Origin of the sequence: Mycolicibacterium iranicum (assembly GCF_014190915.1) — a bacterium.
GTDB classification, from domain to species: Bacteria; Actinomycetota; Actinomycetes; order Mycobacteriales; family Mycobacteriaceae; genus Mycobacterium; species Mycobacterium iranicum_B.
On sequence record NZ_JACHVU010000021.1, the window covers coordinates 43,201 to 53,830 of the forward strand.

The following is a 10,630-nucleotide window of genomic DNA, read 5'->3' on the forward strand; positions in this document are numbered from 1 at the left end:
CGGATGGCAATGCAACCGAGCGTGCGACGGCCGTTGATCGGGACGGCGACCGTGGTCGCCCTACTGGCTGTCGTCGGGCTCGCCGTCGGTCTGTTCCGCGGCAGCTTCACCACCACAGTTCCTGTCACCGTGCTGTCGCAGCGCGCCGGTTTGGTGATGAATCCCGACGCCAAAGTGAAACTGCATGGTGCACAGGTCGGTTCGGTGCACTCGATCGAGTCCCTACCGGACGGGCGGGCCGCCATCCACCTCGCGATGAATCCATCCTTCATGGACATCATCCCGTCCAACGTCACCGTCGACATCGCCTCATCGACAGTGTTCGGGTCCAAGTTCGTCGAGTTGGTGCCACCCGCAGACCCGGCGCCGGAGTCATTGCAGGCCGGTCAGGTGCTGGACGCCGACCACGTCACCGTCGAGATCAACACGGTCTTCGAGCAGCTCTCGACGGTGCTCGCCAAGATCGAACCGGCGAAACTCAACGAGACCCTGGGGGCACTGGCGACCGCCTTCAGCGGCCGCGGCGACCAGATCGGTCAGATGATGGTCGACTTCGACGGGTTTCTCGCCAAGATCGAGCCGAGCCTCCCGACCATGGAACACGAGCTCGCGACAGCTCCGCAGGTGCTCGATGCCTACGCCGACGTCGCTCCCGAGTTGATGAGCACACTTGACGCGACGACGCAGATCAGCCGGTCGATCGTCGATGAGCAGCACAACCTGGATTCGTTACTGGTCAGCGTGATCGGGCTGGCTGACCAGGGTAACGAGGTGATCGGTGGCAACCGGCAGGCGATCACCACCACCATGGACCTGCTCGTCCCCACAACCGATCTGCTGAACCAGTATCACGAAGCCCTCAACTGCGGGCTGGGCGGTGCGGTCCAGCTCGCCAAAGCGCCGGGTACCCCGGTCCCCGGCGGTCTACTGCTGCAGACCATCGTGCTGGGACAGGAGCGGTACCGGTATCCGCAGAACCTCCCCAAAGTCGCTGCGACCGGTGGACCGCAATGTACGGACCTGCCCAAGGTGCCGTTCCAGAAGAGCCCGCCATTCGTCGTAGCTGACGTGGGCGCCAACCCGGCGCAGTACGGCAATCAGGGCATCGTGCTCAACTCCGATGGCCTGAAGCAACTCCTGTTCGGTCCCATCGACGGACCGCCTCGCAATAGCGCCCAGATCGGCCAGCCGGGATGACGAGTGTAGGCAGATCGGCGGTGAAGTTCGGCGTCTTCGGGCTCGTCATGGTGGTGTTGACGGCCGGACTGTTCGTCATCTTCGGGCAGTACCGGTCGAGTTCCACCAACGTGTACTCGGCAGTGTTCACCGATTCCTCCAGCTTGCGGACCGGAGATTCCGTTCGGGTCGCGGGCATCAGGATAGGGACCGTCCGTGGTATCGAACTACAGGGCGACAACACCGTCATCGTCGAGTTCGACGCTGATGACAACGTCAGGCTGACCGAAAGTACGCGCGTTGCGGCGCGTTACCTGAACCTCGTCGGAGACCGCTACCTCGAACTGCTCGATCAGCCCGGATCCACACGGATCCAAGAACCCGGCTCGCGCATAAGCCAGGACCGGACCGAGCCGGCACTGAACCTCGACCTGCTGCTGGGTGGTCTCAAACCCGTGATCCAGGGTCTGAACCCCGACGACATCAACGCACTGACCAGTTCGCTCATTCAGATCCTGCAGGGCCAGGGCGGAAATTTCGAGTCACTGTTCGCCAGGACCTCGTCGTTGGCCAACACACTGGCCGACAACGGCCAGACCGTGGAAGCGCTCATCGACACCCTCAACGACACGCTGGCCACCGTCGCCAAGGACGGCGAAAAGCTCTCCGGCGCCGTCGATCAGCTTGAGCAGTTGGCCACCGGACTGGCACAGGATCGCGACCCCATCGGCGAATCGATCAGCGCACTGGACGACGGAACGGCGTCGCTGGCCGGCCTACTCACCCAAGCGCGGCCCCCGCTGGCAGGCACCGTCGATCAGCTGAACCGCATGGCCCCGCTGCTCGCCAACGAGACCGACCTGGCCCGGCTCGATCTCGTACTGCAGAAGACACCGCAGAACTATCGCAAACTCGTGCGGCTCGGTTCTTACGGGAGCTGGCTGAACCTCTACCTGTGCGGCATCTCCATCCGGGTCTCCGACTTGCAGGGCCGCACAGCACATTTCCCGTGGGTTATTCAAAACACCGGAAGGTGCGCCGAGCCGTAATGCAGAAATATCGTGGATCCTCCTTGATTCGCGCCGGCTTCATCGGCGCCGTGCTGATTGCCCTGGTGATCGTCGTCGGGCTGCAGCCCCAGCAGCTGTGGGCCATGGCGACCTCCGTCCGCTACCAGGCCGTCTTCGCCGAAGCCGGTGGATTGTCCGCCGGCAACGACGTCAAAGTCTCCGGTGTCACCGTCGGTACCGTCTCCGATATCGCCCTCGACCGCGGCACCGCCATGGTGACGTTCTCGGTCAACAGCTCGGTACCGGTGGGCAGCGACACCACCGCGAGTATCGGCATCGCCACCGTCCTGGGTGAACGCGTCCTTGTCCTGAAACCTGCGGGCACGCACAGTCTGGGTGCGGCAGGCGTGATCCCGCTGTCCCAGACCGGATCCCCGTACTCGTTGACCGATGCGGTCGGCGAGTTCACCTCCAACACCGCGGCCACCGACACCGCCGCGATCAATCAGTCGTTGGACACGCTCTCGGACACCATCGAGAGGATCGCGCCGCAGCTGGCGCCCACCTTCGATGGAGTGACCCGCTTGTCCAGATCGCTCAACAGTCGCAACGAATCCCTGGGCAGCCTGCTCAAGTCCGCATCGGACGTGACCGGCGTGCTCTCGGAACGCAGCGCCCAGGTCAACTCGTTGATCCTCAACGCGAACGATCTGCTGGCTATGCTCCACGAGCGTCGGTACGCCATCGTCAATCTGCTCGCGAGCACAACTGCGGTGGCTCAACAACTCTCCGGACTGGTCGCCGACAACGAGCACGAGCTCGCCCCGACCTTGGAGAAGCTCAACACCGTGTCCGAGATGCTCGAACGCAACCGAGACAACATCTCGGCGTCACTCAAGGGCCTTGCGAAATATCAGGTGACACAGGGAGAAGCGGTCAACAACGGGTTCTACTACAACGGTTTCGCCTCCAACCTGCTTCCCGGGCCGGCGATTCAGCCCTTCCTCGACTACGCGCTGGGATTCCGTCGAGGTACCGACGCCGGGCAACCGCCCGACAACGCGGGACCGCGTGCCGAGTTCCCGTTCCCGTACAACGGCATTCCCGGAGGCTCGCGATGAGGATTGACGGGATGCGTCGGGCTCCTCTTCGCGCGGTGCTGGTGACTGCGCTGGCCGTGTTGGCGGTAGCGGGGACCGGATTCGTGGTCTACCAGCAGATCTTCAGTCCGAAGACCATCACGGCCTACTTCCGTTCGGCGACGGCCATCTATCCCGGGGACGAGGTGCGGATCGCCGGCGTCCGGGTCGGGACCATCGACGCCATCGAACCGCAGGGGACCCGGTCCAAGCTGACGTTGGCCGTGGACCGTGACGTGCCGATCCCGGTCGATGCCGAGGCGATCATCGTGGCACCGAACCTGGTGTCAGCCCGGTACGTTCAGCTGACGCCGGCCTGGGGCGCTACACCGGAGACGAGTGGGCCGGTCATGAGCGACGGGGCCGAGATTCCGGAGAACCGCACCGCAGTGCCGGTCGAGTGGGATGAGATCAAGGAACAGCTCACCCGTCTGGCATCCGAGCTGGGCCCCGGCACCGGCATATCCGGAACGTCGCTGGGACGCTTCATCGACACCACCGCTGATGCCATGGCAGGTAACGGCGACAAACTGCGAGAGACCATCAGCCAGCTCTCGGGAGTCGGCCGGGTCCTCGGTGAGGGTAGCGGTGACATCGCCGAAGTCATCAAGAACCTTCAGGTGTTCGTCAGCGCGTTGCGCGACAGCAACGTTCAGATCGTGCAGTTCCAGGACCGGCTCGCCGACGTGACCAGCGTGGTCGACGGGAGCCGTGCTGAACTGGACTCCGCCATCACGACACTGTCAGAGGCCGTCGGCGAAGTGCAGCGCTTCGTCCAGGGTTCCAGAGAGCAGACCGTAGAACAGGTCCAACGGCTCGCGAACGTGACTCAGGTACTCGCCGACGACAGCATGGTGTTGAAGAACATCCTGCATGCGGCGCCCAATGCGCTCGTCAACGGCTACAACATCTACAATCCGGATTCCGGCGGTCCGCGAGGATCATTCGCGATGAACAACTTCGCCAACCCTGTGACGTTGATCTGCTCATCCATCGCAGCGGTCGAGAACGTCACCGCAGAAGAATCCGGGAAAGCGTGCGCTCAATACCTGGGACCCGCGCTGCGGTTGATGAACTTCAACTACCTGCCGCTGCCGTTCAACGCTTATCTGAGTCCGGCGCCGCAGAACATCGTCTACTCCGATCCGGCCATCGCGCCCGGGGGTGGGGGGACCGAACCGGGGCCCGCCGAGATGCCGCCTGCGGTGTCGGCCTACACCGGCACCGGCGACGTCGCACCGCCACCGGGGTGGTCGGATCCCTCTCAACCACCGGGTGCCTACGCCCCGCACGGGCTGCCCGCCAACCCACAGCCGGCCCTGTACCCGGGCGCGCCCATTCCACCCGGCGTACCGCCGCCGCCGCCGGCGGAGCCCGGTCCCACCAGCATCGACGAGATGCTGCTGCCCGCAGAGGCAGCCCCGACGCAACAGGGAGCCCCGTGATGCCGCGCATCGCGAGCAAGACGGCGCGCACATGGGCCGCCATCGCCGCTTGTGTCACCATGACCGCCTCCGGCTGCACGTTCGACGGCCTGAACTCACTGCCCCTGCCGGGCACGGTGGGCACCGGTTCGGGAGCGGTGACGTATCACCTCCGGATCGCCAACATCGGTACCCTGGAGTCGAATTCGCCGGTGCTTCTCAACGACGTCGTCATCGGCGCGGTACGCAAGATGACTGTCAGCGACTGGCACGCCGATGTGGACGTCTCGGTGAAACCGGACGTCGTCGTCCCCGCCAACGCGGTCGCGACCGTCGGCCAGACCAGCCTGCTGGGTTCGATGCACATCGCCCTCGATCCGCCGGTGGGAGAGGAGCCGTCGGGCCGGCTTCAGCCGGGCGCCGACGTGGCTCTCGACAGGACCTCGACGTATCCATCCACCGAGCAGACGTTGTCGTCGCTGTCGCTGGTCGTCAACGGCGGAGGGCTCACCCAGATCGGTGACATCATCCACAACTTCAATGCCGCCTTGGACGGCCGTCAGATCCAGATCAGGGATTTGTTGACCCGCATCAACAACGTCGTCGGAATGCTGGATACGCAGCGCCACAACATCGTCGCCACCATCGACGCGATGAATCGGTTGGCTGGAACGTTTGCCGGCCAGCGTGACGTACTCACCGAAGCTCTTCAGCGGATTCCGGCTGCCCTAGAGGTGCTCAACAACGAACGTCCGCGTTTCACCACAGCAATGGAGAAACTGGGTGTGTTCAGTTCCACGGCGAGCCAGTTGATCAACGACTCGCAGGACGACATCGTGCGTAATCTGACCAATCTTGAGCCGGCCATCAAGGCGCTGGCCGACATCGGGCCCGATCTGGCGACCGCGCTCGGGTTCCTGCCGAGCTATCCGTATACCCAGGAGTTCATCGACCGTGGCATCCGCGGTGACTACATGAACCAGTTCATCGTCTTCGACTTCACCATCCCGAGGCTCAAGCAAGGCATGCTGCTCGGCACCCGGTGGGGTGATGCGAACGCGTCGCTGGTTCCCGCCCCAGGCGACCCCTGGTACTCGTCGTACACACTGGACCCGCTTCAGGCGCCGGTGACGCCGATCCCAGCCCAGGTCGCGCCCGTGCCGCCGCTGATCGACCCACCGGTGGAAGGCGCCGGGGCCGCACCCACCGAGTCCGCGCCCCCCGCTCCGGCCCTGGCCGGCGGAGGCAGCTGATGCTGACCCGGTTTGTTCGAATTCAGCTGGTGATCTTCACGATTGCGTCTGTGGTCGGGCTCGGCGCGATGGTGTTCGTCTACCTGCAGGCGCCCGTTCTCTTCGGGTTCGGCCGCATCAGCGTCAAGGTCCAGCTGCCCACCACCGGCGGGCTCTACGAGTTCTCCAACGTCACCTACCGCGGCACCGAAGTCGGCAAGGTGACCGACATTCGTCCGACGCGTGACGGTGTCACGGTCACGATGTCGTTGAACACCTCGCCGCAGATCCCGGCCGACCTGAAGGCAAGTGTGCGCAGCGTCTCGGCGGTCGGCGAGCAGTACGTCGACCTCGTCCCTGCATCCGACGGCGGGCCTTATCTGGAAGACGGTTCGGTGATCGTCGCCGACGAGGATTCGATACCCCCGGCGGTGGGGCCGATGCTCGACCAGATGAGCGCCCTGCTGGAGAGCATTCCACAGGGCAAGCTCAGCGGACTGCTGGACGAATCGTTCACAGCGTTGAATGGGACCGGTTATGAACTCGGCGCGCTGTTCGATTCGTCCTCCCGGCTGGCTTCCGACGCCAACGCCGCCGGCGACCAGTTGCGCTCCCTCGCAGAGGATGGCCGTCCGCTTCTCGACGGACAGGCAGAGAGCGTCGATGCGATCGACACCTGGGCGCGTAGCCTCGCCGGGATCACTCAGCAGGTCCAGGCCAACGACCAGGCAGTTCGCAACATCCTGCGCACGGGTCCCGGAACGGCCGACGAAGCCTCGCGATTGCTGAGCGACGTGAAGCCCACGTTGCCGGTGTTGCTGGCGAACCTGACGACGGTCGGTCAGGTCGGGGTCGCGTACCACCCGTCGTTGGAGCAGTTGTTGGTGCTGCTTCCGCCGTATTTGGCAGCGACGCAGTCGTACGGCTCCTCGCTGAACAATCCGACCGGTATGGCGTTGTCGGAGTTCACCCTGACTCTGGGCGATCCACCGGCGTGCACAGTCGGATTCCTGCCGCCGTCGTCATGGCGCTCACCAGCCGACCTCAGTGATGTGGACACTCCGGACGGCCTGTATTGCAAACTGCCGCAGGATTCGCCGATCGGGGTGCGAGGAACGCGCAACTTTCCCTGTATGGAACAGCCGGGCAAGCGCGCACCGACGGTCGAAATATGCGAGAGTGACAAGCCTTTCGAACCTTTGGCGATGCGTCAGCACGTCCTCGGCCCGTACCCGATCGATCCGGGACTTCTCGCCCAGGGTGTACCGCCTGACGACCGCATCGACTTCAGTGACCAGATCTTCGGACCGCTTCAAGGGACGCCGCCGCCCCCACCGGAGTCGAATCCCGTTCCGGTGCCGCAACCAGGACCCGCCGCAGCGGCGCCGAGCAGTTTCGGTCAGCAAGAAGGCAGTCCATCGGTGGCGGTCGCAACCTACAACCCGGAAACCGGGCAGTACGCGACACCCGACGGTGGGGTCTTCACGCAGACGGATCTCGGCGATAGCGCGCCCAACAGTTGGCAAGACCTTCTGCCCCGATAGCAGGTCGGTGCGAGGGGTGCGGAGAACTCAAGAAACCTTGACGAGCTTGAACGGCATGTTGATGTACACGGCCTTGTTCACGCCGCAGGCTCCGCTGGGGCCTGTGGTGATGTCTTCCCCGACCAACGTCGTGGATGTCGGATCAGTCATCGCACCCTCGGGGGTCATGGCTTTGAAGCGGAACACCTGGAGTCCTGGAGCTGCTGTGCCGTCCTGACAGGGAATCCACTTCTCGACGGTGTGCTTCACATACCAGACTCCGCTCTTCTGGTAAATGGGTGCGCGCCAACCCCATTCGCTGTCTACAGTCCCAGTGCACTCCCCGGGATAACTGCATTGAGTGGTGATTGTCCAGGTGCTGCGCGAGCTGGCCTGGTCGTAGAACACCTCGTTCTTGCGCGCCCATTCACCATTGGAGGTTGCGGTATAGGTGCCGTTGAGTCCCCACTCCGGGTTCGCCGCAACGGTGGGCGCAAGCGGGACGGTGCTGAAGACCGCCGTTGCTGCAACAGTGCTCACGAGAACGGGTACACGCATCTTCGCCTGCTCCTCAGACCGGCCGCTGGACACAGGCCGGCAGCTTCGGAAATTAGCATGGCCGGCTCGCATCGATAGCCGAATGTCCACTGAGCGGACGGATCTGACGCAGGCCGCCGCGGTCCGTGTCACGGTGATCACGTGCGCATCGGAGCTGTAGCTGTGGCCGCCTCGGTTGCTGCTGGATTGATGAGCGCGGCTCCGGCCGCCGCTCAGCCACCACCGTGTGACGGCCCTTCCTGTGCGCCAGGGATCAGACCGGGTGTCGTGCTGGGGGCTCCGTGCTCGGACACCGCCTATTACGTCTTCGGCACGACGTCGTGGGGTCGACTTGTGTTCTGCGGCTCTCCTCGGCGTTACGAGCCCCGGTACTTCCGTTCGCCCTCGATGGCTGGAGTCAGAGAGTTCAACAGCGCCTGCACAGGATATGAGAATTGGGTGGCCCAGGGCGTAGACGGGCTTTTCCTAATGTGCCAATCGAACAACGGCGCCGCACGGTGGGGACGGGGTGACGATGAGTAGGGTGGCAGCCCTCTCGATGGGGGTGGTGATCGCTGCCACGGCCTGGTCTGTGCCTGTGCCACCGGCGGCCGCGCAGCAGGTGCCCCACAAGATCACCTATAGCGTCACGACCGCGCAACCGGTGACAGCCGACATCTACTTCCGCGATGCGGATCCCCCCACATGGGCGGACTACAGCCATAACCCTTACAGGTACAGCCCAAAGGTCACCGTCGAGGTCGGTCCCGAACGGCCGTGGGTGCTCAACGCAACGTTGCTGGACCCGAATCGCTGGGCGATGGTGTCGGCGACAAGCGGGATGTCGCTGCAGGATCCGGAGTTTCGATGCGAGTTATCCGTCGACGGCGTGGTGGTGTCGACCGCCGACGGCCCCAAGGGGGCGCTGTGCTCGATCCGGCACTGGTAACCATCGGTGCAGTGTGACGGGGCCCACTGGGTGGGAACGTCGGTGAACCTGCGTGCCGCGACGTTCTAGGGTGCAGTCGTCGAGCGATCCGGCGGTGCCGCCGGCAAGGAAGGGAACGCGGGAGTATGTCGAACTCCAAGACACCGAGGGGCGAGGAGCGGCAGCTCACCGATACCGACGACAACGATGCGGACAGCAGCACGCGCACCCCCGGGGAAGCTGCCGACGATCTCGAACAAGCTGAGGCAGACGCCGCGGAAGCCGAGGCGCTCGCCGTCGCCGCCCGGGCCCGTGCCCGCGCGGCCCGGCTTCGCGCGACACCCCGCACCCCGTCGACGGAAACGGGCGTCACCGTCGACGCCGCCGAGGACGGAGAAGGTCTACCCGCCTCGCCTCAGGTCGGCAACGCCTGGCGTAGACCACGAATTGGCGCGCTGTGTACCGCCGTTGCGCTCCTGTGTTCGGTCGCGATGCTGGCGGTCAGTGGCTACATCGTCTGGACACATCATGACGCGACGCTGGAGCAGCGCACCCGTGCAGAGTACGCAGCGGCGGCCAAACAGGCGGTTGTGACTCTGATGTCGATCGACTTCGAGGACCCCCAGGCCGGCGTACAGCGCATCATCGACAACTCTGTCGACCCCTTCCGCGCCGAATTCGAAAGTGCAGCCGAGGACTTCGTCAAAGTCGCCATCGACGCCAGAGTGACCACGAAAGCAACGGCGAATGCCGCTGCGGTGCAATCGACAACGGCTGACTCCGCCGTCGTCCTGGTCAGTGCCTCGTCCACGGTGACCAACGACGCAGGTGCTCAGGAAGCACCGCGAAATTGGCGACTGAACGTCGACGTGAAGCGAGAGGGAGATCAGATCAAGATGTCCAAAGTGGAGTTCGTGCCGTGACGGTCGATGAGTTGACCGAGTCCGACAGCCTGTGTGATAGCGCATCGCTACCGGATGCGGAGGCGAGCGAACAGCGTTCCGCTCTGGCGCGTCCTCTTCACGAACACAGGCCGCGTTGGCGTTCACTTGTGGTGGTGGTCCTGTTGGCCTGCTCAGCCGCGGTGCTGGCGACGGTTTACCTGACCCAGTACCGGGTCGATCGGCAGACGAGTGCTGCCGCCGAGCAGGCGGCGGTTGCGGCAGCCTCCAGCGGAACAGTGGCCCTGCTGTCTTATTCGCCCGAGACGATCGAGACGGACCTCGCCACGGCCAAGTCTCGGATGACCGGCGAATTCCTCACGTACTACGGAAAGTTCACCACGGACGTGGTCGCTCCCGCTGTACGCGACCGGGGCGTCAAGGCCAGTGCGCGCGCGGTCAGTGCGGCGGCGATGGAGATCCACCCCGGCGAGGCCAAGGTGCTGGTGTTCCTCAACCAGGAGACAACCAGCCGTGACCATCCAGAACCGGCATTGACCGCGAGCAGCGTCATCGTGAGTCTCGTCAAAGTCGATGACACGTGGCTTATTTCGGCATTCGATCCGGTGTGACCAGGCGAGGTGACGGCGTCACTCGGCGACATCCTCGGTCCTAGCGGGCGATGATGACTGAGGAGCCGTGGCCGAAGAGGCCTTGGTTGGCGGTGATGCCGACGGTGGCGGTCTCGACTTGGCGGCCGGTGGCTTGGTTTTTGAGTTG

11 protein-coding genes are annotated in these 10,630 nt (G+C 64.3%); 10 read left to right on the forward strand and 1 reads right to left on the reverse strand.

Features of this window, described 5'->3' with window-relative positions; genetic code table 11:
- Positions 1-9: 9 nt before the first annotated feature.
- Genes FHR72_RS25770 through FHR72_RS25795 form a run of 6 tightly spaced genes read left to right on the forward strand, consistent with a single transcriptional unit; the run spans position 10 to position 7,525 of the window.
- Positions 10-1,197, forward strand: coding sequence for an MCE family protein (locus tag FHR72_RS25770; protein WP_183474272.1), 1,188 nt, complete (start codon positions 10-12; stop codon positions 1,195-1,197).
- Positions 1,194-2,225, forward strand: coding sequence for an MCE family protein (locus FHR72_RS25775; RefSeq protein WP_183474239.1), 1,032 nt, complete (start codon positions 1,194-1,196; stop codon positions 2,223-2,225). Before FHR72_RS25770 ends, FHR72_RS25775 begins: the two co-directional genes overlap by 4 nt.
- Entirely contained in the window at positions 2,225-3,307 is a 1,083-nt protein-coding gene (locus FHR72_RS25780) for an MCE family protein (protein WP_183474242.1), read from the forward strand. Before FHR72_RS25775 ends, FHR72_RS25780 begins: the two co-directional genes overlap by 1 nt.
- An 11-nt stretch (positions 3,308-3,318) precedes the next feature.
- A complete protein-coding gene (locus tag FHR72_RS25785; RefSeq protein WP_183474245.1) occupies positions 3,319-4,770 on the forward strand; it encodes an MCE family protein in 1,452 nt (483 codons plus the stop codon).
- Entirely contained in the window at positions 4,770-6,002 is a 1,233-nt protein-coding gene (locus FHR72_RS25790) for an MCE family protein (RefSeq protein WP_183474247.1), read from the forward strand. The genes FHR72_RS25785 and FHR72_RS25790 overlap by 1 nt, the downstream gene beginning before the upstream one ends.
- Positions 6,002-7,525 carry an MCE family protein gene (locus FHR72_RS25795; protein ID WP_183474249.1) on the forward strand — a complete coding sequence of 508 codons (1,524 nt, stop codon included), beginning with the start codon at positions 6,002-6,004 and terminating at the stop codon, positions 7,523-7,525. The genes FHR72_RS25790 and FHR72_RS25795 overlap by 1 nt, the downstream gene beginning before the upstream one ends.
- 27 nt (positions 7,526-7,552) lie before the next feature.
- Here the strand turns inward: FHR72_RS25795 and FHR72_RS25800 are convergent, their stop codons facing one another.
- Positions 7,553-8,062: an Rv2253/PknI dimerization domain-containing protein gene (locus FHR72_RS25800; RefSeq protein WP_183474286.1), complete on the reverse strand. Its 510-nt coding sequence runs from the start codon at positions 8,060-8,062 to the stop codon at positions 7,553-7,555.
- A 189-nt stretch (positions 8,063-8,251) separates the two neighbouring features.
- On the opposite strand from FHR72_RS25800, the gene FHR72_RS26695 reads away from it, so the two are divergent.
- The 4 genes from FHR72_RS26695 to FHR72_RS25815 all read left to right on the forward strand — a co-directional run bounded on the left by FHR72_RS26695 (position 8,252) and on the right by FHR72_RS25815 (position 10,482).
- Positions 8,252-8,584 carry a hypothetical protein gene (locus FHR72_RS26695; protein WP_260156268.1) on the forward strand — a complete coding sequence of 111 codons (333 nt, stop codon included), beginning with the start codon at positions 8,252-8,254 and terminating at the stop codon, positions 8,582-8,584.
- Positions 8,577-8,990, forward strand: a complete 414-nt coding sequence (locus tag FHR72_RS25805; protein ID WP_183474251.1) for an Rv2576c family protein — start codon at positions 8,577-8,579, stop codon at positions 8,988-8,990. The genes FHR72_RS26695 and FHR72_RS25805 overlap by 8 nt, the downstream gene beginning before the upstream one ends.
- A 125-nt stretch (positions 8,991-9,115) precedes the next feature.
- Complete coding sequence (locus tag FHR72_RS25810; protein WP_260156260.1) at positions 9,116-9,892, forward strand: Rv1363c family protein; 777 nt, start codon at positions 9,116-9,118, stop codon at positions 9,890-9,892.
- Complete coding sequence (locus tag FHR72_RS25815; RefSeq protein ID WP_396888525.1) at positions 9,889-10,482, forward strand: hypothetical protein; 594 nt, start codon at positions 9,889-9,891, stop codon at positions 10,480-10,482. The genes FHR72_RS25810 and FHR72_RS25815 overlap by 4 nt, the downstream gene beginning before the upstream one ends.
- Positions 10,483-10,630 lie beyond the last annotated feature (148 nt).

Excerpts from the sequence above, each read along its gene's own strand:
- FHR72_RS25770 (WP_183474272.1), top strand. The coding sequence starts at position 10 with ATGCAACCGAGCGTGCGACGGCCGTTGATCGGGACGGCGACCGTGGTC.
- FHR72_RS25775 (WP_183474239.1), top strand. The coding sequence starts at position 1,194 with ATGACGAGTGTAGGCAGATCGGCGGTGAAGTTCGGCGTCTTCGGGCTC.
- FHR72_RS25780 (WP_183474242.1), top strand. The coding sequence starts at position 2,225 with ATGCAGAAATATCGTGGATCCTCCTTGATTCGCGCCGGCTTCATCGGC.
- FHR72_RS25785 (WP_183474245.1), top strand. The coding sequence starts at position 3,319 with ATGCGTCGGGCTCCTCTTCGCGCGGTGCTGGTGACTGCGCTGGCCGTG.
- FHR72_RS25790 (WP_183474247.1), top strand. The coding sequence starts at position 4,770 with ATGCCGCGCATCGCGAGCAAGACGGCGCGCACATGGGCCGCCATCGCC.
- FHR72_RS25795 (WP_183474249.1), top strand. The coding sequence starts at position 6,002 with ATGCTGACCCGGTTTGTTCGAATTCAGCTGGTGATCTTCACGATTGCG.
- FHR72_RS25800 (WP_183474286.1), bottom strand. The coding sequence starts at position 8,062 with ATGCGTGTACCCGTTCTCGTGAGCACTGTTGCAGCAACGGCGGTCTTC.
- FHR72_RS26695 (WP_260156268.1), top strand. The coding sequence starts at position 8,252 with ATGAGCGCGGCTCCGGCCGCCGCTCAGCCACCACCGTGTGACGGCCCT.
- FHR72_RS25805 (WP_183474251.1), top strand. The coding sequence starts at position 8,577 with ATGAGTAGGGTGGCAGCCCTCTCGATGGGGGTGGTGATCGCTGCCACG.
- FHR72_RS25810 (WP_260156260.1), top strand. The coding sequence starts at position 9,116 with ATGTCGAACTCCAAGACACCGAGGGGCGAGGAGCGGCAGCTCACCGAT.